21 protein-coding genes, 2 pseudogenes and 1 riboswitch are annotated in these 22,307 nt (G+C 46.9%); of the genes and pseudogenes, 8 read left to right on the forward strand and 15 right to left on the reverse strand.

The window, feature by feature from the left end; translation table 11 throughout:
* Positions 1–146: 146 nt before the first annotated feature.
* Both HNR77_RS09235 and HNR77_RS09240 read left to right on the forward strand, forming a co-directional pair.
* Positions 147–1,202 (forward strand): glycoside hydrolase family 53 protein, encoded by a 1,056-nt coding sequence (locus HNR77_RS09235; RefSeq protein WP_221443765.1) that lies wholly within the window; start codon positions 147–149, stop codon positions 1,200–1,202.
* A gap of 377 nt (positions 1,203–1,579) precedes the next feature.
* Positions 1,580–2,044: a hypothetical protein gene (locus HNR77_RS09240; protein WP_184182820.1), complete on the forward strand. Its 465-nt coding sequence runs from the start codon at positions 1,580–1,582 to the stop codon at positions 2,042–2,044.
* Positions 2,045–2,089: 45 nt separating this feature from the next.
* Here HNR77_RS09240 and HNR77_RS09245 read toward each other — a convergent pair whose 3' ends face one another.
* The 4 genes from HNR77_RS09245 to rarD form a co-directional block, all read right to left on the reverse strand.
* Entirely contained in the window at positions 2,090–2,395 is a 306-nt protein-coding gene (locus HNR77_RS09245) for a hypothetical protein (protein ID WP_221443766.1), read from the reverse strand.
* A 56-nt stretch (positions 2,396–2,451) separates the two neighbouring features.
* Positions 2,452–3,732: an MFS transporter gene (locus HNR77_RS09250; protein ID WP_184182824.1), complete on the reverse strand. Its 1,281-nt coding sequence runs from the start codon at positions 3,730–3,732 to the stop codon at positions 2,452–2,454.
* A gap of 18 nt (positions 3,733–3,750) precedes the next feature.
* Positions 3,751–4,203, reverse strand: a complete 453-nt coding sequence (locus tag HNR77_RS09255) for an NUDIX domain-containing protein (protein ID WP_184182827.1) — start codon at positions 4,201–4,203, stop codon at positions 3,751–3,753.
* Positions 4,204–4,391: 188 nt separating this feature from the next.
* The gene (rarD, locus tag HNR77_RS09260) at positions 4,392–5,270 is read right to left on the reverse strand and encodes an EamA family transporter RarD (protein ID WP_184182830.1); all 879 of its coding nucleotides are present in this window, start codon (positions 5,268–5,270) and stop codon (positions 4,392–4,394) included.
* Between the two features lie 258 nt (positions 5,271–5,528).
* On the opposite strand from rarD, the pseudogene HNR77_RS30250 reads away from it, so the two are divergent.
* Together HNR77_RS30250 and HNR77_RS30755 are read left to right on the forward strand one after the other, a co-directional pair.
* Positions 5,529–5,651, forward strand: a pseudogene (locus HNR77_RS30250) (VOC family protein); the annotation flags it as partial.
* Between the two features lie 157 nt (positions 5,652–5,808).
* On the forward strand, positions 5,809–5,892 hold the full coding sequence (locus tag HNR77_RS30755; RefSeq protein WP_397366482.1) for a putative holin-like toxin: 84 nt from the start codon (positions 5,809–5,811) through the stop codon (positions 5,890–5,892).
* A gap of 342 nt (positions 5,893–6,234) precedes the next feature.
* Here HNR77_RS30755 and HNR77_RS09265 read toward each other — a convergent pair whose 3' ends face one another.
* Together HNR77_RS09265 and HNR77_RS09270 are read right to left on the reverse strand one after the other, a co-directional pair.
* Positions 6,235–6,876 carry an NAD(P)-dependent oxidoreductase gene (locus HNR77_RS09265; RefSeq protein WP_184182833.1) on the reverse strand — a complete coding sequence of 214 codons (642 nt, stop codon included), beginning with the start codon at positions 6,874–6,876 and terminating at the stop codon, positions 6,235–6,237.
* 699 nt (positions 6,877–7,575) lie between these two features.
* Complete coding sequence (locus HNR77_RS09270; RefSeq protein WP_184182836.1) at positions 7,576–7,932, reverse strand: HesB/IscA family protein; 357 nt, start codon at positions 7,930–7,932, stop codon at positions 7,576–7,578.
* Positions 7,933–8,381: 449 nt separating this feature from the next.
* On the opposite strand from HNR77_RS09270, the gene mqnE reads away from it, so the two are divergent.
* Together mqnE and HNR77_RS09280 are read left to right on the forward strand one after the other, a co-directional pair.
* A complete protein-coding gene (gene mqnE / locus HNR77_RS09275; RefSeq protein WP_111269507.1) occupies positions 8,382–9,488 on the forward strand; it encodes an aminofutalosine synthase MqnE in 1,107 nt (368 codons plus the stop codon).
* Between the two features lie 271 nt (positions 9,489–9,759).
* A complete protein-coding gene (locus HNR77_RS09280; RefSeq protein WP_111269508.1) occupies positions 9,760–10,821 on the forward strand; it encodes an NAD(P)/FAD-dependent oxidoreductase in 1,062 nt (353 codons plus the stop codon).
* Here the strand turns inward: HNR77_RS09280 and HNR77_RS09285 are convergent, their stop codons facing one another.
* Positions 10,822–11,076 (reverse strand): YuzB family protein, encoded by a 255-nt coding sequence (locus tag HNR77_RS09285; RefSeq protein WP_111269509.1) that lies wholly within the window; start codon positions 11,074–11,076, stop codon positions 10,822–10,824. It lies immediately after the preceding gene.
* Between the two features lie 79 nt (positions 11,077–11,155).
* Between HNR77_RS09285 and HNR77_RS09290 the strand changes: the two genes are divergently transcribed.
* Complete coding sequence (locus HNR77_RS09290) at positions 11,156–11,401, forward strand: NifU family protein (RefSeq protein WP_053783253.1); 246 nt, start codon at positions 11,156–11,158, stop codon at positions 11,399–11,401.
* 75 nt (positions 11,402–11,476) lie between these two features.
* Here HNR77_RS09290 and HNR77_RS09295 read toward each other — a convergent pair.
* The 7 genes and pseudogenes from HNR77_RS09295 to HNR77_RS09325 all read right to left on the reverse strand — a co-directional run bounded on the left by HNR77_RS09295 (position 11,477) and on the right by HNR77_RS09325 (position 19,010).
* Positions 11,477–12,243 (reverse strand): annotated as a pseudogene (locus HNR77_RS09295) (SDR family oxidoreductase).
* A gap of 219 nt (positions 12,244–12,462) precedes the next feature.
* Positions 12,463–13,299 carry a MetQ/NlpA family ABC transporter substrate-binding protein gene (locus tag HNR77_RS09300; protein ID WP_184182839.1) on the reverse strand — a complete coding sequence of 279 codons (837 nt, stop codon included), beginning with the start codon at positions 13,297–13,299 and terminating at the stop codon, positions 12,463–12,465.
* Positions 13,300–13,338: 39 nt separating this feature from the next.
* Positions 13,339–13,998 carry a methionine ABC transporter permease gene (locus HNR77_RS09305; protein WP_184182841.1) on the reverse strand — a complete coding sequence of 220 codons (660 nt, stop codon included), beginning with the start codon at positions 13,996–13,998 and terminating at the stop codon, positions 13,339–13,341.
* Positions 13,998–15,032, reverse strand: a complete 1,035-nt coding sequence (locus HNR77_RS09310; protein WP_184182844.1) for a methionine ABC transporter ATP-binding protein — start codon at positions 15,030–15,032, stop codon at positions 13,998–14,000. Before HNR77_RS09310 ends, HNR77_RS09305 begins: the two co-directional genes overlap by 1 nt.
* Positions 15,033–15,153: 121 nt before the next feature.
* A riboswitch (SAM riboswitch) is annotated at positions 15,154–15,293 on the reverse strand.
* Between the two features lie 242 nt (positions 15,294–15,535).
* Positions 15,536–16,255: a Cthe_2314 family HEPN domain-containing protein gene (locus tag HNR77_RS09315; RefSeq protein WP_184182847.1), complete on the reverse strand. Its 720-nt coding sequence runs from the start codon at positions 16,253–16,255 to the stop codon at positions 15,536–15,538.
* Between the two features lie 281 nt (positions 16,256–16,536).
* The gene (locus HNR77_RS09320) at positions 16,537–17,475 is read right to left on the reverse strand and encodes a COX15/CtaA family protein (RefSeq protein WP_184182849.1); all 939 of its coding nucleotides are present in this window, start codon (positions 17,473–17,475) and stop codon (positions 16,537–16,539) included.
* A 1,190-nt stretch (positions 17,476–18,665) separates the two neighbouring features.
* A complete protein-coding gene (locus tag HNR77_RS09325) occupies positions 18,666–19,010 on the reverse strand; it encodes a thioredoxin family protein (RefSeq protein ID WP_111269516.1) in 345 nt (114 codons plus the stop codon).
* A 198-nt stretch (positions 19,011–19,208) separates the two neighbouring features.
* On the opposite strand from HNR77_RS09325, the gene HNR77_RS09330 reads away from it, so the two are divergent.
* Positions 19,209–20,441: a DUF2515 family protein gene (locus tag HNR77_RS09330; protein WP_483874548.1), complete on the forward strand. Its 1,233-nt coding sequence runs from the start codon at positions 19,209–19,211 to the stop codon at positions 20,439–20,441.
* 173 nt (positions 20,442–20,614) lie between these two features.
* Here the strand turns inward: HNR77_RS09330 and HNR77_RS09335 are convergent, their stop codons facing one another.
* Positions 20,615–22,243 carry a putative polysaccharide biosynthesis protein gene (locus tag HNR77_RS09335; protein ID WP_184182855.1) on the reverse strand — a complete coding sequence of 543 codons (1,629 nt, stop codon included), beginning with the start codon at positions 22,241–22,243 and terminating at the stop codon, positions 20,615–20,617.
* Between the last annotated feature and the right edge of the window lie 64 nt (positions 22,244–22,307).

Raw genomic sequence — 22,307 nt, forward strand, 5'->3', positions numbered from 1 at the left:
GCCTTGTTTCCTCTTAAACCGGAGCCAGAAGAGAAAGAGTGGTTAATAAAACAACCAAAATATTGCAAAACGACCCTTTAGCAGCTTGAATTCAGACGGCTATAATGAGGATGCAGTACATCTTATAACCGAGGAGGCATGTTGTAATGTTCAAAAATGTAAGGGGTTTCAAAATTAAAACAAGTATTCTGCTGGCTTTTGTTTTGTTATTTACTGCTGTCCTGCTGCCTGCAGGCCAACACGCCAGCGCCGCACCGAGTTTTGCCAAGGGAGCTGACATCAGCTGGGTTCCCGGCATGGAAGCTCAGGGATACAAATGGAAGGATAAAAACGGGGTACAACGTGATATTATTGATATTTTAAAAAATGATTACCAGATCAACTCCGTTCGGATCCGGGTGTTCGTTAATCCATCGAATGATTATGGTAACGGCTATATGAATAAAGATCGTGCAGCCGCTCTTGCACAGCGTGCCAAAAATGCAGGCATGAGTGTTATGCTCACACTTCACTACAGCGATTCCTGGGCAGATCCAGGTCAACAGACCAAACCGGCTGCTTGGAAAAACTACACCTTCCAACAGCTGATGGATGCTGTATGGAACTATACGCGCGATGTAATGACAACGATGCAAAGCAAGGGCGTTACGCCGGATTGGGTACAGATCGGTAACGAAACGAGCAACGGCATGTTATGGGATGACGGAAAAGCCTCGGTTAACATGAAAAACTATGCATGGCTCGTGAACACCGGACATAATGCTGTAAAATCCATCAGCAGCGGTACCAAAACGATCGTACATCTGGCGGGTGGCGACGACAATGCGCTGTATGTCTGGAATATTGGCGGCCTTATCAACAACGGTGCTAACTTCGACATGATTGCCATGTCACTTTACCCTTCCGCTTCCGGCTGGAATACGGCTGTGACCAACACGGTTAACAATGCAAAGGATATGATAAATCGTTATGGCAAAGAAATCATCATCTCCGAAATTGGCATGGATAACAATCAGGCGGCAGCAGGCAAAAGCTTCGTAGCTGCGATGAAAAATCAAATTCGCAATCTGCCAAATGGCAAAGGTAAAGGCGTATTCTACTGGGAGCCGCAGGCTACACCTGGCTATAACGGTGGATACGGCAAAGGCGCTTGGCAGTCCAATATGATGCCAACGGCTGTCATGGAAGGGTTTATTGACTAAGGCACGGGGTTAGAAGCACCTGGGAGGGAGCTGCGGGTGGACGTTCCGGGGGCGGGGCGTTCTTCCGCTGGTTGTCCTCGGATTTTTTTATTCCCCTGATATGGGAGAAATCCGATGACAAACGCGCACGCTTCGCTTCTACAGAATCGCTCCCGCCCCCTCCACTACGCGCTGCTCCTTGGAGTATTGCTTCTAAAACGTGCTTTCGCTTGGCACGGGAGCAGGGTAAAAGCAGAAGGCGCTGTCCTTTAGGGATAGCGCTTTTTTGCGTTGAAAAGCGTGGTTGGACATAAATGGCCTTTTGCATCACAGAAGAATATAATAGTTTTATTATGTTTACATAGCGTTGTCCAAGTTGCATGAAGGGGGAAACAGGAATGAGCTTTCTAAAAGGATTAGGGCAGTTTGCCGGAGAGGTAACTGGGAGAGTGCTTGGTGGCAGCGTCAGGGTTGTTGGCGAAGTTACAGGCAGTTCCTTTATTAAAGAAATCGGGAACGGTGTAGAGAAAGCTACGATTAATACGGGTAAAACGGTAGGACAATTGGCCAGCGGCACATATGATTTGGCCAGTGGAGTCATTCGAAAGGATGACGGGGCGATCCAGGCAGGCTTTACCGATCTGGAAAATGCCGTTAATGATACCGCCAAAGGTGTCGCTGTCTCTGCAAAATATGTATATAACAGCGGAAAGGACGTTGTCATGGGCATTAAAGAAGATGACGTAAATCGAGCCAAGCTTGGCGCCAAACATCTCATTGCTGCTGCTGCCGTGACAACGCTCGCTGTCGGGGTACTGGATGCTGTAGATGGTGCAGATATCGATCCGGATGAAGGCACTTAATAAGACTCCTTCCATTCCAATAAACGGACGGAATCAGCCTAACACTCACATCATCACCATAACAACCAAAAGACATACAGCAAAGCTCAGGACAGCAATTACCGCCTGAATGCAGCTGAAGGACAGGTTTTCAATCCAGATCATGTGTTTTCTCTGCACAGCATATGAATAGACAAAAGCGGGGAGCACAACCGGAAGATACTGATAAAGATCAGGGCCATCCGTGCTCGGGAGTATTTTGTTGATATAAATAAGTGCTGTTTCATTAACGATCAGCGCAGCATAAATAACACCAATGATCATTGAAAAAATAAAGGGAGATATGAGACGCATTGCTTTTCTTTGTTGCATGAAAGGACCATTCTTCTGGCTAGAATTATCGTGCATTATACAATCACCGCCCCTTCTTACTTCACCGTTTGACGAAGAAACGTTTTCTCCTGAAAAGCCCGGTAGTTCAGCAGCCCCGCAACGATTGCAAGGATCGTCAAAGCCGCTGCAAACAGATAGAGATTCACAATTCCAATGTATTCTGCAAGCCAGGCCATACCCAGTAAAGAAATGCAGAATACGAGATGCATCATCGAGGCTTGAGCAGACAACACTTTGGGCAGCATTGGAGCTGCCACACTGCTCTGAATCAAAGTGCGGCGATTAATCATGGCAAGCTCGGCGAATGGGCCCATAAGCATAACCAGGATTAATGCAGCGAGCGGCTGTGAATTCATTGCATATATTGCGGTCAATACGCCATACCCTGCCATGCCCAGCATCATCACTCCGAAATATCGGCGTCCAATAACTTTGGCCAGAGCAAGCACCAGCAATCCACCGCCAATTGTACCGGCAAAATAAGCCGCATTAATGAAGCCCCACCATTCTTCTCCTTGACCAAGTGCCACCTGGACAAAAGCTAGCGTAAAAGCACCAACCCAGATAGAGCCACCCAGCATATCGATCATATCCATGAACGTAAGCACACGCAAACGCGGTGTTTTCCAGATCATTTTCCAGCCTTCCGTTAATGTCTGCCACCGGTTTGTGTCCGTTTCCGCAGTAAACTCAGCTGACTTTTGCAATTTACCTTTCGCCGCCAAGTCTGCAGGATCTAGCTCTTTGACGCCAAGTGTGAATGCAGCTGCTAAACCATAAATAACAGCTGTAACCAACAGCGTTGGGCTGGACCCGATCCACGCAACAATTATTCCGCTCAGACCCCAGCCGGCGAACTGCACAACTTGGTCACTGACACTCATGAGTCCATTGGCTTTGAGTAATCCTTGCTCATGTGTCACCAACCGTGGTATCAGCGCATTACGAGCCGGAGTTGTCCATCCATCGAGAAAAGACATCACAAATATAAGCGAGAATACAAGCAGCAATGAGGAGGAATCCCCATTAAGTTGTAGATACAAGGCGAGACAAATAAACAGCAGAAACTGCCCTGTTTGTGACAATAAAAGCAGCTTGGACAATTGAAAGCGTTGAATGAGCAGCGGTGCAGCAAGGCTGCTTAACATCTGGGCTCCGCTGCGCATCAAGGGCAACAGTGCTGCTGACACAAGTGAGTTGGTACGGTCCAGCACCATCACCGTAAGGGCCATAATATATAACACATCAGCAGCATTTGCTGCCGTCTGGGTTGTCCAAAGATAATAAAAGGGACGTGTTAAATAAGAAGACTTCATGGACATGTTTCTCCGTTTCTATACTTGGTTATGAAAAAGCGTTAATGGATGCTCTTTATTAGATATGATATTCCCAGTAATCTGCTTCATCACATCCCGATCACGCAGCTCCAGTGATTCCGAATTGCATAGTTCCACAGGTGTGATCCACTTCGCATCTGCAATTTCCACTGCATCCAGCTTCAGCGAACCACCCATAATTTCACCGAGAAAATGAAACAAAACCACTTGCTGCTGCAAGCTGCTTATGAAATTGTACACTCCTGTCGCCGCTGTCAGTTTAACATCATATCCCGTCTCTTCTCTCGCTTCCCGGCGCGCCGCTTCCATTAGCTCTTCCCCATACTCCACTCTTCCTGAGGGGAAATTCCAGGTATTCCGGACAGACGCCTTGTTCTCTTTGATGATAAGCACCTTACCCTCATGCAGGATCGAAACACTAACAACCAACATAATTCCATGCTGCTTCATTATTACAAACATCCTCCGCGATCCGAAATTTTCCACTCCTATAATTAGAACATACGTTCCTTAATTTGTAAATAAAAGAATCATTCAAACTTTCTTTTATCTATACACAACAGTAAAAAAAACAGCCCTCTCCATCCTTAAGGACGGAAAGGGCTACGCGATAATATCTTATTACTTTTGTAATTCAATTACACTGCCTTTGCCATTTTGGCCGCACGCATTGATGCAGCAGCATAGACAACAAGTGCTGTCCAGATCAGAGCAAAACCACCGAGCAATACGGGCGATACAAATTCCTTAAACACAAATATGCTTAGAATCAGCATGATGGTTGGACCGATATACTGAACAAACCCGAGCGTAGACAGCGACATACGCGCAGCTGCCCGTGCAAAGAACAGCAGTGGCAGTGCCGTCACAACACCGGAGAGAAGCAATTCAAAAAACATCGTCGGAGGTAGCGTCCAGGCTGTTGTTTGACCAGCAATACCCAGGTAAATCCAGTATCCTAACGCAAGGGGCAGGACAATTGCGGTCTCTGACAACAAACCGACCGATGCATCCTGTTTAATTTTTTTCTTCGCCAAGCCGTATAGACCAAATGACGCTGCCAGAGATATGGCAATCCACGGGAAACGCCCATAGTCGATGGCAATAATCAGCACCGCAACTGCCGCGATAGCGATGGCAAGCCATTGTCCCCGGTTTGGTTTTTCATGAAGAAACACTACGGCAAGCAGCACGTTCAGCAGTGGGTTCAAGTAGTAACCGAGGCTGGTCTCTACAACATGACCGTTGTTAACGGCCCAGATAAAGATCAGCCAGTTGATTGCAATTAGCAGCCCGCTGGCCGTAAGCGGCAGCAAAAGCGAGCGGCTGGTCCAGATTCGTTTGACATCACTCCAGCGGCGCTGAATCGCAACCAATATTCCCATAAATACAAATGACCACACCACACGGTGTGACAAAATTTCACCTGCCGGCACATCATTAAACAGCTTCCAATATAGCGGGAGCACGCCCCACATGATATAAGCAATAATCGCATTAATTAATCCGTTGTTCATGATTCCTACCTCTCTTTTTGTTCTCTCTTTCTATCTCTCATGTCTCAACGGATTATACGCCCGGCTACTTGCATAAGTAAAGAAATACTTATAAAAAAACAAAACATTGTGCAGCTGAATGGATCCCAGCCGACATTGTCTTATGATTTTTTGTTATTTCTCTATTTTGCTGACCAAAATAATGTATAGTAAAAAAAGCTTTAGGAGGCTAAAATCATCATGTCAAAGAGAAGAGGTTGATGTCTTTATTCAAAGCTTGCCGGAGGACGTGTCTTTGGCAGACCGGGTGAAACGGACGGCTGGATGTATGGTGCAGGCTTTGCCGATCTGGATGGCCACCGCTGGAATCTGTTGTATATGGATGAGAGCAAGCAAAGCTAGGGGACGAATCTCGACCTGAACCACTTCCGAAATTCGGAACTCGTTCTATAAAAAAAATAAAAAGACACTCGTCTGAGCGTCTATATGCTGGTATAATTTAATATGTACAGCCAATTTGTGGTGGGTATAGACAAGCCTCCAGTGGGAGGTGATGTCTATGAACTTCGCTTTTTCCGATGTTCTCATGTTCGCAACTTTTGTGCTTGCGCTCCTGACTTACATTGACAAGAAGAAGAAGTGACTCGCCACAGGTTGACGGCCTTGCGGGGCGGGTCACTTTCTAAGTTACACTACGGGAGGAAGCCCACCACAAATGAAAAGCTGTAGGAGTAGCCCGGCCAGGCTACTCTTATTTTTGTCTTGCTTCCATTTTATTAAACATCTGTGGACTTTACAACCATTAGAATGCGGAAAAGTTATTATTAAAACGCTCAGCCGTCAGTTGTTTTCACTTTTTTTCTCATACTTTTGCTGAACATCATCTTCAAATACGCTATGCAGCTGCATACCGCTGCTCAAAATATAAACGGACACCGATCTCATTCTGATCCGTGTCCGTTCATATTTTATCACTTACAATCCGTTACTTCGCTTCGCCTACCACAGTAAAGCGCTGATTTTGATGCTGCGGATTTTCAATCTCATCCACAAGCGCAATCGCATAATCCGCATAGCTGATGTAGCTGTTGCCTTCACTGTTCACCATAATTACATCGTTACCTGACTGATACTTGCCAGTACGCACGCCTTCTGGATTGAAGAATCCAGCCGGGCTAAGGAATGTCCATTGAATACCGGAAGATGCTTGCAAGTCTTGCAAGTTTTTGCCTTGGTTAGTCGCTGTTGCTTTGTATGCATCAGGGAATCCTGGGGATTCTACAACACGCAATGTTTTGGACTCGTCCGTGAACAAACTTCCTGCACCACCCACAACGATCAGGCGTGTATTTGGAGCATCTTTCAAAATGTTAATCAGAGCTTGTCCCACCTCAACATGCAGGTTTTCTTTCCCTGCCGGGGCTCCAAAAGCATTCACAATGACATCAAAGCCTTGCACGTCTGAAGCCGTGAGATCAAATACGTCTTTTTCCAATACATTCAGACTCTTGTCTTGCAGTTTGGATGCGTTACGCACAATTGCCGTTATTTCATGTCCCCGGTCCGCCGCCTCTTTCAAAATGATGCTTCCTGCTTTACCTGTTGCGCCAATAACTGCAATTTTCATCAACAATCTCTCCTTTAAAATGAAGGTTATTCAGACTATAGCTGTTTTTGAATTTCATAATGTAACTATAATTGTTACAACTAATTCTGTCAACCAGTTCATTTTCTTATTTTTAACCACAACAAGTAAAATATATGTGGATTCGTGAAACTTTGAAAGAAAATGCTTGTCATCGTTTTTTTCTCGCGGCGGAGGAGAGCCGAAAACGTGGGGAATTACATTCCTCGGTACTTAGCGGCGGCTGTGAATATTGTAAACGGCATCTACTCGCTTGGCAGTCAGGGGACGGTTAAGAAATTGATATGTCTTGCCATGATCGTCGTCGGTGTCGCTTCTATATGGGTCGGAGCCCGTCTTAGTGCTCGTCACGCATCCCGGCGCAGTTTAGCCATCTCACTGTCTATTGTGATAATCGTGCTAAGGCTTATCGAATTTGCCGTCTGGCAGATTTGACGATTTTAAACGACGCCGCCAAGCTGATGGGCCCGTGGGTATTACAAGCGTTGGCTCATTGATACGTACCTCCTCCATAATCACTTTCATAGTGGTTATGGAGTTTTTTTGAATATCGGATTCTTTTTTTACTTCCCATCATTTCAAATAAAAAAGGACACACTTCCGCGCGAAACTCTTCGCTGGAAATGCGTCCTGCTATTTTTGCAAATCACTACTCAAAAAACACGTTCAGACCCGCCCAGATTAACAATCCTTATCCGGTACCCCAGCTTCTTCTCTCGTACGGAAAGAAGAACCGCAGCCGCATGTGGCTACTGCATTCGGGTTATGAATGGTGAAGCCGCCAGACATGCCGGATTCTTCAAAATCAATTTCGAGTCCATTCAAATATTTCACATTTTCCTTCTCCACAACAACCTTCATGTCATGAATTTCCATATATATATCCTCATCGGACTCTTTATCGTCAAAGCCCATGGCGTACGAAAATCCGGTACAACCGCCCGGTGCTACGCCAAGACGCAGGAACATTCCGGGTGTCTCTTGCTGTGCAAGCATCTCTTTCAATCGGTCAGCAGCCGTTTCGCTAATGTTAATCATGCCAGGTCACTCTCCTTTTCATCGACTCTTCCCTTTAAATTATACTCCACCCCGTCAAGGGGCTCAAGTCATGTTTGCCCGTTTCCGCGTTCACCCTGGACTCCTTTTTCTTCCCAGTGTATTGAACCCCCGGGACGCGAGGTTTATAATGGATAGGTGGTCACTCTGAAAATGTCAATATTTTGCCATGACTTATGCGGATGATGGTCATATATAGAGTTGTAATTTTTTTCACATTTCGAGACTGTACTGCAGTCCCCAATGCATAGAGAGTCGCCAGACTCATTTTGGAAAAATGAAACTTTCGCATGCAGCACAAGCTGCACCGGGTAATAAGAGTTAGTCTTTCACAAAGAAGGCGGCAGTTGACCGCATCTTTGCTATGTAGTTCTGCTTAGAAGCCCTACACATCACAACTCGAATTCCGGTAAAGAACAGGAGGAAACAGCATGTCTACATTGGTAACACCGTTCACAGACAAAAGAATGGCTGAAATCGTTGAGAAAGTGCAGAACGGCGTAAGGCTGAGCGTAGAAGACGGCGTCTATCTGTACCAAACAGATGATCTGCTGACTTTGGGCCAGCTGGCCAATGAGGCCAATCTGCGAAAGAATGGCAAGAAAGTTTATTTTATCGAGAACATGAGCCTTTATTTCACCAACGTATGCGAAGCTCGCTGCGCGTTTTGTAATTTCCGCAAAGACCAGGGTGAGGAAGGCTCTTATACGTTATCCGGTCCTGAGATGATCGATTACGTGGAACAGCATATTCATCCGGGTGTGCGTGAATTCCATATCGTAGGTGGACATAACAACCATGTTCCTTTTCAATATTATGTCGATTCGCTGCGTGCTTTAAACGAAAAATATCCGGATGTTACGCTGAAGGCATACACTGCGGCAGAGATTGATTTCTTCACCCGCATCAGCGGCCTGAGCATCAAGGAAGTGCTGCAAGAGCTGCAAAAGGCTGGCCTGAAGTCCCTGACGGGCGGCGGCGCAGAGATTCTGTCGGATGAATATCGCAAAAAAATGCGTGTAGATAAAGCGAACGTAGATCGCTATCTCGAAGTTCACCGTACTGCTCATAATCTGGGCATGCGTACACATACTACGATGCTTTATGGCTCCATCGAGTCCTACGAGGATCGTGTTAACCACATGGCACAGATTCGTGAATTACAAGATGAAACCAACGGATTTATGGTGTTTATTCCACTGTCCATGCAGCCAAAAAGCAAATCTGCAAGCATTATGCGCCGCAACTCTGCGTATGAGGATCTCAAAACGATTGCAATCAGCCGCCTGATGCTGGATAACATTCAGCACGTGAAGGCTTATTTCATTAATATTGGTCCGCAGCTGACACAAGTAGCGCTGAGTTTTGGTGCATCTGACGTGCATGGTACCATTGTACGCGAGAAAATCAGTCACGCTGCTGGCGCACTGACACCGGAAGGGCTGACACGCAAAGAGCTGATCTGGCTCGTCAAAGGAGCAGGTCGTATTCCTGTTGAACGGGATACGTTCTACAATGAAATCCAGGTCTACGAATAGTTCTGTTCCCTCACAACAATAATAATCTGAAACAATAATTAAAACAGCAAAGGCATCACTCATCCAGGAACGAAACCTTCTTTAATCAGGGGCACGTTTTATACAGAGTGATGCTTAACTGTGGTCTCATATCTCAAATTTTCAATTTTTCAATCTTAAATATTTATTTTTTTAAAACTAAAACAACACACAGAGCAGCTATGTCAATGCATAGCTGTTCTGCAGGTTACAGCCCCAACGCTTGGGACTGATGCAGAAAGGAAGCCGAGTCATGAAAAATTTCGTCATTCTTGGAGGCGGCTATGGCGGCCTCACCATCATCAAGGAACTTTTGGAAGGTAAAATCCCCGCAGACACACAAATTATTCTGGTGGATCGCAGCCCATTTCAGGGGTTGAAGACCGAATACTACGCACTCGCAGCAGGAACCGTATCGGATTACGATCTGCGCATCCATTTCCCGGTCAATGAGAAAGTCACCCACCGCTTCGGTGAAGTAACAGCCATTAACCTGGAGCAGCGTCAGATTGAATTTGAAGGCCAGGAACCGCTTGAATATGACAAGCTTGTGATTGGACTCGGATGTACAGATCGTTTTCACAACACACCTGGTGCCGAGGAATATAGCTGTACCATTCAAAGCTTCAGCAAAACACGCGAGACCTATCTTCGTCTTAACGAAGTCAAAGCTTATGGCCATGTTCACATCGTGGGCGGCGGTCTAAGCGGAGTTGAGATGGCTGCCGAGCTCCGTGAGAGCAGACCAGACCTGAATATCACTATTCTTGATCGTGGTGAGCGGGTACTCTCTGCATTCCCTCAACGTCTCTCCTCTTATGTTCATGAGTGGTTTAGTGAGCATCAGGTGGAAGCGCGTGGACATATCGCCATCTCCCGCGTTGAACCTAACGCCATATATAACCGCGACGAACTAATTCAGACAGATGCCGTTGTATGGACGGCAGGTATTCAGCCAGTGAAGGTAGTTCAGGACCTCAATGTAACCAAGGACCCGCAGGGTCGTGTCGTATTAAACGAATATTATCAAATTCCGGAGTATACGGACGTGTATGTTGTAGGTGACTGTGCAAGTGTACCTTATGCACCAAGTGGTCAGGCTGCGGAGGTTCAGGGTGAGCAAATCGCTCATATTCAGCATGCGCTCTGGAAAGGCGAAAAGCCCAATCCGCAGCCTCTCAAGCTTCGCGGCACATTAGGCGCACTCGGCAAGAAGGCTGGATTTGGGCTAATGGGCAAAACGTCCATGATGGGACGTGTGCCTCGTATTTTGAAAAGCGGCGTGCTCTGGATGTCCAAGCGCCATCTTGGTTAATTAATCAAGATCGAGCGCGTCCCATGCATCCGCTTCGGCGATTTTGGCAAGAATGGCGCTGTATAGATCCTCTACTTTGTCCGTGGTGACCACTTCACCATTAACCAAGGCAAAAGGGGTCATATAGCATTGACCGCAATTGGTCAGACAGCCATATTCGATGACGTCATAGTCCGGATTTTCATCCAGTTGATCCATGACTTCATCTGTGCCAAAATGCATATTGTTAGCACAAAATTCAATAATTGGTCTCATTTCATTCACCTGCTTTGTTTGACCATTTTAATTTGTGGTCGTTTGTAATATACTATAAGGAGGAAAGGAGTTGAACAATATGAGCGAAAACGCACAAAGCACCATGTATGATGAGGTATCTGATGTGCTTGATAAACTTCGTCCGTTCCTGCAGCGCGATGGCGGTGACGTGGAACTGGTCGACGTGGAGGACGGCATCATTAAGCTGAAACTGGTCGGTGCCTGCGGCAGCTGCCCAAGCTCCACCATTACATTAAAAGCCGGGATTGAACGCGCCCTTCTTGAAGAAGTTGAGGGTGTACAAGAAGTCGTACAAGTATTCTAATCAATCCTTCACGAAATAAACCTCAGAGAGCCTTTCGCTTCGCAAGAAGCGGAGGGCTCTTTTTTTGGTACCCTGTTATATTGTTGGCCTGATCGGATCAAGCCCTCCAGACACATCCATAATGTTGCCTGTGATAAAATCCGAATGATCCAGGCACAGATACGTAATCACTCTTGCGATATCTTCTCCGCTGCCGGGACGCCCTCTTGGCGTTTCCTTATCAGGTATGTTCGCAATGTCATCAATGGTTTTCTCTTTGTTTGCACCACGAATATCTCCAGGGCATACCATGTTCACCGTAATCCCGTAAGGCGCGCTTCTTCCACGGCGAGTGTCTTTGTAAACGAAACCAGCCCCACCTTCGCAGCAGCATATACGGCACGATGAGGCCACGACCTCGCTTCACCGGCATGACTGAAGCCAAAATGAATAATCCGCCCCCACTGCTTGCGGCGCATTTCCGGCAGGACGAGCTGATCCAGAATCATCGGTCCCAGCAGGTTGCCCTGCACCAGCATCTGCACCTCTGCCTCGGAATAGTCCGCAAACACCCGGCGCTCACGTACGAATGGCCCCGCGTTATTCACTAAAATATCGATATGCCCCAGCTGCGCTTCCACGGCAGCTACAAGCGCATGAATCTCTTCTGCTTTGGATATGTCTGCCTGCACAGCAATACAACGCACGCCTTTGGCAATAATCTGAGTCTTGAGCGCTTCAGCCTCTAATTGGCTGTGCACATAATTGAGGGCAATATGGCATCCTTGATCTGCCAGACTAAGTGCTGTCATTTTCCCAAGGCCTTTGGCACTTCCCGTTATGAGGGCAATCTTTCCCTTCACGTTCATCCCCCTCTTCAAAGAGCAGTCACTCATCCAGTATAAAAGATTTATGCTTCCCTCACAACTTGCCCGCTCTTCACAATCTGTTCCAATTTGAATCTTTACTCAAAAAAGAGAAATATAAAACAACAAATCTTTTTGCATGCAGATTGATAAGAAAGCCCCGCAGTTCTCTTTATGAGACATGCGGGGCTTTCGGGTTATCGTTGGATTTTCACCTTAAAACGCAGGTTCAACTGCACCTTGGTAACGTTCTTTGATGAATTTTTTCACATCTTCGGAGTGAAGAGCTTCAGCCAGCTTTTTGATGGCATCTGCATCTTTATTATCCTCACGGGATACCAGAATGTTTGCATATGGATTGCCTTGCAGGTCTTCAATCAGCAGCGCATCTTTAGCCGGATTAAGATTAGCTTCCAGCGCATAGTTTGAATTGATGAACACCAGATCGGCTTCATCCAGCTGGCGAGGCATCATCGCTGCATCGAGCTCAATAATATCAAGATTTTTCGGATTCGCTGTAATGTCCTGTTTCGTGGAAGTAATGTTGGTATTGTCTTTGAGTGTAATCAGACCTTTCTTCTCCAGCAGCAGGAGTGCACGTCCGCCATTGGAAGGGTCATTGGGAATTGCTACTTTTGCGCCGTCTTTCAGTTCATCCAACGATTTAATCTTTTTGGAATAACCGCCAAAAGGTTCTACATGAACCGGCGTTACAGCAACCAGATGGAATCCGCGCTCTTTATTTTGCACATCCAGGTACGGCTGATGCTGGAAGAAGTTCGCATCCAGTTTGCCATCCTCCAGCTGCTGATTTGGCTGTACGTAATCGTTAAATGTAACAACCTGCAAGCGGATGCCCTGTGCTTCAAGTGCAGGCTTGATGCTTTCCAAAATTTCAGCATGAGGTGTAGGTGAAGCACCTACTTTCAATTCAACGGTACGCGGAGCGCCTGCTGAATTATCCGCACCGCTGTCCGATTTCTTGTTGTTGCCGCAAGCTGCAAGCACTGCAATTAACATCAAGCTGAGTAGAACAATAGACCATTTTTTCATCTGTAAAACCCCTTCGACTTATATTTTTTCATCTATGTGTTATTTCCTGGTGAAATAAATGACCAGACGATCGCCAAGCATCTGCAGAAGCTGGACCAGAATAATCATGGATATAACGGATATAATCATGATTTCGTTCTGATAACGGTAGTATCCGTAGTTAATTGCCAACGTTCCCAATCCGCCGCCGCCAACCATACCCGCCATAGCCGTGTAAGATACCAGGGTCACAATCGTGATGGTAATGCCGGCAAGCAAGCCCGGTAGCGCTTCTGGCAGCAGCACACGTCTGACAATCTGTCCTGTGGATGCCCCCATTGCCTGTGCCGCTTCAATGACGCCGCGATCCACTTCTCGCAACGTATTCTCTACGAGACGTGCAAAGTACGGCGCAGCCGAGATAACAAGAGGTGGAATGACGCCAAGCACCCCAGTAGCAGTCCCTACCAGCGCACGTGAAACTGGAATCAGAGCAACAATTAATATAATAAAAGGTACAGAACGTAAGATGTTAACAATGACGGACAAAACAATATAGGTTACTCGAGATCTCGCTGATGCGGACCGCCCTGTCATGAACAGAATTACACCAAGCGGTAGACCAAGCAGAACGGTGAACAAGCCGGATGCAGCTAAAATTTGTAACGTCTCAATAGAGGCGGTGCCAACCTCATCCCAGTTTACTTTTGAAAAATCCATTAACGAAGCACCTCCACATCAAGTCCTTCTGCGGCAAGCTCGGATAACGTCTGCTCAATGGCTTGAACATCGCCCTCAAACCTTACAGTTAATTGACCATAGGGAACTTGCTTGATGGTAGAGATTGCGCCCTGCAGAATGGCAAAATCCACGCCTGTTTTGCGAACCGTTCGAGATAAAATCGCTTCATACGTTTTGTTTCCCAGAAACGACACTTTCACCAGCTTGGATGATACACCCGTTCCGAGCTCCGTTCCGGCATTCGCAAGCACCATTTCTTCCAGCGCCAGTCCACCTTCACGATCACGACTCACAAAATCCCGAGTAATCGCATGCTGCGGCTTCAGGAACACTTCAGTTACTGGCCCTTGCTCCACAATGCCACCTTGATGAATTACTGCCACCCGGGCGCAGATGTTCTGAATAACATGCATCTCGTGCGTGATAAGCACAATTGTCAGATTATACTTTTCGTTGATATCCAGCAGCAGCTTGAGAATCGAATCCGTTGTCTGCGGGTCAAGCGCAGAGGTCGCCTCATCACAGAGAAGCACACTTGGATCACTTGCAAGCGCTCGTGCTATGCCAACCCGCTGTTTCTGTCCACCCGATAGCTGTGCCGGATATTTGCTGCTGTGCTGCTCCAGACCGACCAAAGCCAGCATCTCCTTCACCTTGCGGTCAATCGCATCCTTAGGTGTATTCACCAGCTTTAACGGAAAAGCCACGTTATCGTACACTGTGGCAGAAGACAAAAGATTGAAATGCTGAAAAATCATGCCGATCTTGCGTCTTTGCTGCTGAAGTTCACTTTTGCCAAGCTCCGTCAGGTTAATTCCATCCACCCATACTTCGCCTGCTGTCGGACGTTCCAGCAAGTTAATGCAACGAATCAATGTGCTTTTCCCCGCACCCGAGTGGCCAATAACGCCGAATATTTCACCCTTCTGGATGCTTAAATCGAGCTCTGACAACGCCGTGGTTGTCTTGCCACGCCTGCCATATGTTTTGGTTAATCCAACCAGTTCTATCAATAGTACGGCTCCTTCCCCATCACCTACATATATCTTTACCCGAAGGAAGGGAAAACTCCCCTTTCTACGCAAAAAAAGAGCCCTTTGCAGATACAAAGATGGCTCTTTACGTGAAATGACCTTCTCATCTGCCAAAATCATATTCACTATGATTCTGTAGGAATTAGCACCTAACATCTGTAATGAAACACATTCATGTCATCAGCACAGATCGGTTGCCGGGCTTCATCGGGCCTGTCCCTCCGCCACTCTCGATAAGAGAAATATATTGTTTGTAGAATAATATAGGTTCTTGTAGTTCATCATGTATAATGATCAAACTGCATCAAATATTACATTTTTAAACTGCATTAAATGCTACAATGTCAAAACTCTATTAAATAGTGCATTTTAGATAAATAACAAATCCATGTAAATTGTGATCTGCAACTCAGTATAGTCCAAGTATTCCGATTTGTCAAAGGGTATTATTTCATGTTGTTACTGTGATATGCTTGATGCCATTATCGTCTCATGCCCTGTTTACGCCAGATTCGAGTGATATATCGATATGCTGTGTGCAGTGTTTCACAGACCATATCCACACCCTGCTGCATCTCCAGCAAATGCTGATCCAGATCCTCCAGCTTGACTTTCCCCTTCATCGTCTGATGCAGCTGCCATAGATCATCCTGCATTTCAGAGTTCATGTAATGAATCTCCATATTGCGCCGCTTGCGGAGCCTGCTCATGGGTTCACGATAATTTTCCTTGATTTTGATTAATTGCAATGCAAGCGCATGGTGTTCCCGATGATAATCAAATTGCCTAAGTACCGTATAATAAGAGAAATGCACCTTCGTCTTTGAAGTATTCAACTGGAATATTTCATTCAAAACGGTTCCCAGTTTGTCCAGTATGGCAAAGCATCGAATAAACGCATCCTTATAAAAATAGACATAACGCGCATACTCCCCCTTTTCAGCAGAGGTCATATCTTCGGTATAGCCGGCAACCACTTTTTTACGAAAATGGGCTGCTGCAAAATAGCTCTGCTCCAATTCATCCAATGATGATATCAGCCCTTGCGTCCAGATATAAAGCTTCCTGTAATCGTGTTCCGGGTCATGGTCCACATGCATCTGGCGCTCAAATGAATCCAGCGTGTGTGCCATTGCATCCATCGCTTCCTTCAGAATCCCCTGATTGACCCGCGGCTTCTCGCCAAGTAACGTACGCAGCATAGATGTCCTCCTCTTTCCACTAATGATGCAAAATATATGATGTCACAGCTGCTGGACAGCCACTACTTCTCCCCATTAACGGCTGCAAATGCTTGTAATCATTATAACTTGGTTTAGGTTGCCCTGTTGATTCAAACATCAAACAAAAACAAAAGTCCACCTGCTCCAGTAATCTGTATCACCGAAGGGTGGACTTTCCAAATATAGTGCAGCCAGGCTGCAAGTGCAGTGCTAAAAGTGAAGGAACTGAATTCTGTTCTAAGATAGACAGCTGCTTCAGTTTAGAAGCGATTTACCGGGCGGTGCAGTTTGTACACCAGGAAACTCATATACGTCAGCACACCGAACAATATGGCGATATCCAGCATATGTGCGAGTGCTACAAACATATACACCTCTGGGCGGCTCATCGTCCACATCATAAACATACCGATAACCACTTGCATCAAAATCAATATTACGGATAACACACCCAGCGTACGCAGCTCCCGATTATCCGGATGTTTGCGATACGCAAAATGTCCCAGAATTGCAATGACAATCACTAACGATGCCGCAGCAAGACGGTGAGCAAACGCTACAGCTACCCCTCCCGAAAGCTCAGGAACGATCTGTCCATTACATAGCGGGAACCCGGAACAACCTCCAGCAGAGTTTGTATGACTCACAAATGCCCCTGTATACACGACCAGATAGGTGTAGATGGTGGAGAACCAGACCAGATTGCGGAAGCCTTTACTGACACGTGGATATCTGTTCAGGCGTTCGAGACCACCGTACCGGGCTTCCTGCCGAATACCGAGAGCCATCATTAAGGAGCTTGCAAACGCAATTAACGCAAATCCGAAGTGAAGCGCCATGACCGCAGAGGATTGTGAGAATACCACGGCAAAAGCGCCCATAATCCCCTGTATAATGACAAATACTAGGGTCAGAAATGAGAAAAGCTGCAGATCACGACGCTGCTTGCCAAATCGCAAAAAGGCAACAAACGAAGCGATGGACAGCAGGCCCGCCAATGCACTCACGGCACGGTGGGAGAATTCAATGATAGAGGCAACAGTATGTGCAGGAACGAGCTTCCCGTTACATAAAGGCCATTCGTTACCGCATCCAAGGCCTGATTCTGTCTTGGTTACGATCCCGCCGCCAAAAGTGGCCAGGAACATAATAAGACAGGTTAATACGGTTAACCATTTAAACAATGTTAAGTGCTTCAATTTTTTCTCACCCGCTGTTAGTTTAAGATGGCGAAGAGCATCTTCGCTTCATGATCGTTCGTTTGATATTTTATTCTTTACTTTGACACTAATTTCACAACTAAATTTATTATAACGGATAAAAGCATCATTGACGCCGTGCTTTGTGACAAAATGTTAACGTCTGTTAAAATTTTGACCTGATAGTCATATTATCGCCCTCTTGTTAGAGGAATAGCTTTATTGTGTAATTTATTTATGATTTCTTACTTTTGGATTTTTTATTATGTAACGTTTGGGTGGTGCAGTGTTTTGTTTGTAAAGCTCTTTTGAGGTGCTTTGCTAGTTTCGTTGCTTTATGATGGTTTTTGTTTGTTCAGTGCTATGCTTGATAAATGAGAACCTGATTTAAACGACAAATTGTTTTGGGCTGGGTTGGATTGGGTTGGGTTATGCTCAACGTTACCGATTGCGTGATGTTTTCGTTGTCTTCGATGGTTCGATGGTTCGATGGTTCGATGGTTCGATGGTTCGATTAAATTTTCAATGTTTGTTTAGATACTTGCGACGTTTACCGCATTCTCGGTGTTCCTAGTGTTTCCAACGTTCCTATGTCTTGTCTAATTGTCACCCTTTTATTGTAACGATTCCAGATGAGCTTATTTAAGCAAAATAGGGCTTACTTCGATTTTAACGATTCCCAGAAACCTTATTTCATTTAAAACCCGCTAAATACGTCCCGTTTCACATGAAATTCCCGAAATAAGCTTTCCTGAGATCGTTACAAAATAAAAACACGTAATTAGGGCCAAATAGCGTTTCTGGAAATCGTTAGAGTAACGAAACTGGCCGAAAGAGCTTCCCCACCCCGTTCACTTCCTCCCCTTAACATTGTCCCCTTTCCCCACTAACTCATTATTGCCGTTCTCCAAATGGTTTGAATCACAAACTTTGTGGTTGCGTGTAAATCAATTACATCCACAACGTACACAACATGCCTAAGCAGAAACAAGGCTGTCTTAAGCCAGATTACGACTCAACCAACAGCCCTGAGTTTGAGAAACTTGTTCACAGTATGCCCTGCATCTGAAAAATCAATTCCTTGCTGACCACCTTGTCATGAGACAGGGCACCGCGTGCTGGGATGGTTCTCCTGGCGGCTTCGCATCATGTGACACCGAAACGAAAAGCAGTATACTCGCGGCCTACCCTTACTTATGAATCGTGTTGTATACCTCAACGGCGCGATCCAGAAATTGCTCAATCTCTTCACGCGACTTGCGCAGCTTGTTCACATAACGCACCAGTTCACGTCCATCCGTATAGGCAACAAAGCTCGGAATACCCAAAATATTCTGTTCCTGACTCACCGGGCCAACCTGATCCACGTCTACTTCAATCAGTGTCAGATCACGTGAATACTTCGTTTCTACCTCTGGCATAAACGGATCGATGTATTTGCAATCCCCGCACCAGTCTGCCTTGAATACGGCTACCGTCAAACGCGGCGATTGAATCGCCACATCAAATTCCGGCTTGGATGTAATCTGTTCCATAGTCACATCTCCCTTTCTGTACCTTGTCTCCATCTTAGTGAAGCAAATTGGCGATTGGAAGTCAAATGTTCAGCGCATACTTAGAATAACCACAAGTCCTGATATATCAAACACCATTTTTCATGAAAGGATGTTCCATTCATGACTTCCACCAGAAGTGACACGACAGAAACACATCACCCTGCTTCGTTATTGCAGATGGTTCGAGCAATTCCCGGAGCGGCCCGTGAAGTATGGCGCGGCAAACAGGCTGCTTGGCAGGCATCCTCACTGCTTAGACATCCTCTGCGCGATCTGGGCTGGAACTCGGATACAGCGGCTGCTCTGCAAGCCGAGGTTGAACGGCTGTTACCCGGAACTGGCATCATTTCGCCATCCCGCAGCATTCAGGCGAACAGTACGCTCGTGTGCGAGGAGGATTGCATCATCCTTGAGGACATTAAAACGCTGACACAGCAGCATAATCGCAGTAACGTGACCCGCACAGCTGCGTATCTGGAATGTTACGAGCAGTACCCCGAACTGCACTGGGCACTGCTGGCACATATGGTGTCCCGCAACGGCGGGTATCACATGACGGATTTGCATAGCGACCTGATGCATAATCTGCAGAATCAGCAGGATCGTGAGCATATGTACCGCTTGCTGGAGCGATGCAATGCCCTTATTTTCCAGGATGCTTATCCCCAGTTACAGCTCTATATACACAGTCGGCGGCTTGGACGCAGCTGTTTTCATCTGTTGTCCCATTTTCACGTCTCGGCGTTTATGACCCCGTTCTGGGAACGATTCTGGCTGGAACGATGCAGCTCTATATTAAGCGTGGCCTTAATTATTAATGAGCAGAATTATATTGAGAGCAGAGTCGTACAGCATCCGTATTTTCAAAAAGAAGTGCTCTCCAAGCCTGCTTTTCATCTGCACAATCTGGCCGGACTAAATCACATCGTTTTCCCTCTTGGACAAGGAGCAGGGCTCACCGGGCGGGTCATTGAGCATTTCGGCAAAATCAATGAGCGTATCCAATTCGGCAAAGGCCTGTATGCGCTGTTATTCGGTGTAGAACAAGTGCTCCAGCAGGTACTGGAATTCGCACGCGCCATACCTCACAGAGGTTCACGTGCTGAATATTGGCCCGGACTGTTCACGACACACCATGTTGGACCCCAGGATCACAAGCTGTATGCGGAAGCTTTACTGAACGAGGAATGGCTGCCGGAAGGACAGCGTTTGTATTCACCGGAGCTGCTTGCTGTTTGGGGAGATACTCCGTATGAACCGATTACGAGACAGGATTGGCTCCAGACCAGAGATTGCCTCGGATACCTGACGGCGCCCCGCAGGCCCTGGCTGTTCGAGATGAGTCATGAGCATCGGTACGGCATGCTGAAAACCGCTCTGGCACATGATGTGCAGCAGATTACCCACTAGTACTGTTTAGACCTAAACATCATTCTCGCTTCTCACCTGAACCAGCAAAGTGTACAAACAAAATCCTGCAAACCAACAAAACCAACAAAACGCACAAAATAAAACAAAGCGCAATACGCTACAGGAGCGAACAGCGCTTTGTTTATCTTATCTTATCTTTTCTATCTTATCTCTCATCCCCGTTGTCCGGCGCCGCGTTGCAGACGCATGAGCGGACGGAGAATTTTTTGCAGAATCCGTGGATAACTGCCCAGCTCGTCCTTACGCAGTACGCGAAGTACCACCATCAGAACAAGGTACACCACAACGACCAGCACACCTACAACCATACAGGTTAACAGGAACGATACACGTGCAGGCAGGAACGCACCAAAGATCTGATTTCCGCTCCAATTGGCTGCAAAACCGACCGCTGCCGCGAGAAGCACCGTAAGAATGAAGCCCCGCCAGCGACCGCCCATAATAGAGAAATCTACAATTTTGCGCAGCACGCGCAGGTTCAGATACGTAATCACCAGGAAACAGAGGGCCGTTGCGATGATAATGCCATAGATGCCAAACAGCGGCGCCAGAATAAGACTCGCAATCAGCTTGACGATAATGCCCGCCGCTACGCTGATCATGGTAATCCGTGGTTTACCTACGCCAAGCAGGATCGAGTTGGTAGTCATCATCGTAATCTGGAAGATGGTACCGAACGTCAGCAGCGCAATAATCGGCGTTCCATCCGGACTCGTGAACAGCAAACCGTTTACCGAATAAGCAGCTGCACACAGCGCGATCACAATGGGCATGCCCGTCAAGATGGAAATACGCAGAGCCAGCGTAACCTGGTTTTTCAGATGCAGCTCATCCTTACGGGCAAAAGCCGCCGAAATCACAGGTACCAGAGACTGGCTCAGTGCAATCGCCAGAATCGGCGGAATGCCTGCAATACTTTGTGCCTTCGCCCCGAGAATCGCCAGTACGCCGGTCGCCTCCTCCAGCCCGATCCGTCCACTAAGCAGCGGAACAACAAGGGAGGAGTCAATAAAGTTGATTGCCGGTACCGCAAGGGAAGACAACACAATCGGAATCGATAATTTGAAAATATCAGCATAAATGCCCCGCATCGGCAGCTGTTCTGCCCGCTCATAATTCAGCTGTGCCGCACGATCATTCTTGCGCAGCTTTAATGTGAAATACAGCATGACGGCAAACGCTCCGATACTGCCAAACACACCCCCGAAGGACGCACCCGCGGCAATGGTCTGATCATCGTAATTCCACTGCAGCATCACATATGCTACAACAATCGCTGTACCTACACGCGCGAACTGCTCCACAATCTGCGATATGCCGCCCGCGGTCATGTTACCGCGTCCCTGGAAGTACCCACGCATCATGGCTATCGCCGGGAAGAGCAGCAAGGCCGGAGCCAGCGCCCGAATGGCACTCACAGATTCCGGCACTTTGGAAATGTTGGTTGCATAGAAAGGTGCCGCTAACCATAACAGCACAGACATGACCACACCGGCCACTGCCGCAAAGATCAAGGCAGCACGGTAAATCTGCTGCGCTTCCCCCGCACGTCCGAGCGCGTAGCGTTCCGAAACCATTTTACTCAGCGTACTCGGGATACCTGCGGTTGCAACAGTTAACAGCATTAAATAAACCGTGTTGGAGATCGTAAAGGATGCGTTACCGATATCTCCAAGGATATGCTCCAGCGGCACGCGCTGCACCAGACCAAGTACCCTTGCAATCAGTGCGGCAGCCGCCAATATGAGCGTACCTTTAATAAATGTTTCCTTCTTAGACAAAACGAATTCCCCTTCTTTCCCCCACACCGGACCTCTCTCCGGCCCTAAGCTAGCTAACCTGACA

It is taken from the genome of Paenibacillus sp. JGP012, assembly GCF_014203995.1.
Classification (GTDB): domain Bacteria; phylum Bacillota; class Bacilli; order Paenibacillales; family Paenibacillaceae; genus Paenibacillus; species Paenibacillus silvae.

What these genes read in the sequence shown, in the direction of transcription:
- HNR77_RS09235 (WP_221443765.1), top strand. Translation starts at nt 147, where the DNA reads ATGTTCAAAAATGTAAGGGGTTTCAAAATTAAAACAAGTATTCTGCTG.
- HNR77_RS09240 (WP_184182820.1), top strand. Translation starts at nt 1,580, where the DNA reads ATGAGCTTTCTAAAAGGATTAGGGCAGTTTGCCGGAGAGGTAACTGGG.
- HNR77_RS09245 (WP_221443766.1), bottom strand. Translation starts at nt 2,395, where the DNA reads ATGCAACAAAGAAAAGCAATGCGTCTCATATCTCCCTTTATTTTTTCA.
- HNR77_RS09250 (WP_184182824.1), bottom strand. Translation starts at nt 3,732, where the DNA reads ATGAAGTCTTCTTATTTAACACGTCCCTTTTATTATCTTTGGACAACC.
- HNR77_RS09255 (WP_184182827.1), bottom strand. Translation starts at nt 4,203, where the DNA reads ATGAAGCAGCATGGAATTATGTTGGTTGTTAGTGTTTCGATCCTGCAT.
- rarD (WP_184182830.1), bottom strand. Translation starts at nt 5,270, where the DNA reads ATGAACAACGGATTAATTAATGCGATTATTGCTTATATCATGTGGGGC.
- HNR77_RS30755 (WP_397366482.1), top strand. Translation starts at nt 5,809, where the DNA reads ATGAACTTCGCTTTTTCCGATGTTCTCATGTTCGCAACTTTTGTGCTT.
- HNR77_RS09265 (WP_184182833.1), bottom strand. Translation starts at nt 6,876, where the DNA reads ATGAAAATTGCAGTTATTGGCGCAACAGGTAAAGCAGGAAGCATCATT.
- HNR77_RS09270 (WP_184182836.1), bottom strand. Translation starts at nt 7,932, where the DNA reads ATGATTAACATTAGCGAAACGGCTGCTGACCGATTGAAAGAGATGCTT.
- mqnE (WP_111269507.1), top strand. Translation starts at nt 8,382, where the DNA reads ATGTCTACATTGGTAACACCGTTCACAGACAAAAGAATGGCTGAAATC.
- HNR77_RS09280 (WP_111269508.1), top strand. Translation starts at nt 9,760, where the DNA reads ATGAAAAATTTCGTCATTCTTGGAGGCGGCTATGGCGGCCTCACCATC.
- HNR77_RS09285 (WP_111269509.1), bottom strand. Translation starts at nt 11,076, where the DNA reads ATGAGACCAATTATTGAATTTTGTGCTAACAATATGCATTTTGGCACA.
- HNR77_RS09290 (WP_053783253.1), top strand. Translation starts at nt 11,156, where the DNA reads ATGAGCGAAAACGCACAAAGCACCATGTATGATGAGGTATCTGATGTG.
- HNR77_RS09300 (WP_184182839.1), bottom strand. Translation starts at nt 13,299, where the DNA reads ATGAAAAAATGGTCTATTGTTCTACTCAGCTTGATGTTAATTGCAGTG.
- HNR77_RS09305 (WP_184182841.1), bottom strand. Translation starts at nt 13,998, where the DNA reads ATGGATTTTTCAAAAGTAAACTGGGATGAGGTTGGCACCGCCTCTATT.
- HNR77_RS09315 (WP_184182847.1), bottom strand. Translation starts at nt 16,255, where the DNA reads ATGCTGCGTACGTTACTTGGCGAGAAGCCGCGGGTCAATCAGGGGATT.
- HNR77_RS09325 (WP_111269516.1), bottom strand. Translation starts at nt 19,010, where the DNA reads ATGGAACAGATTACATCCAAGCCGGAATTTGATGTGGCGATTCAATCG.
- HNR77_RS09330 (WP_483874548.1), top strand. Translation starts at nt 19,209, where the DNA reads ATGGTTCGAGCAATTCCCGGAGCGGCCCGTGAAGTATGGCGCGGCAAA.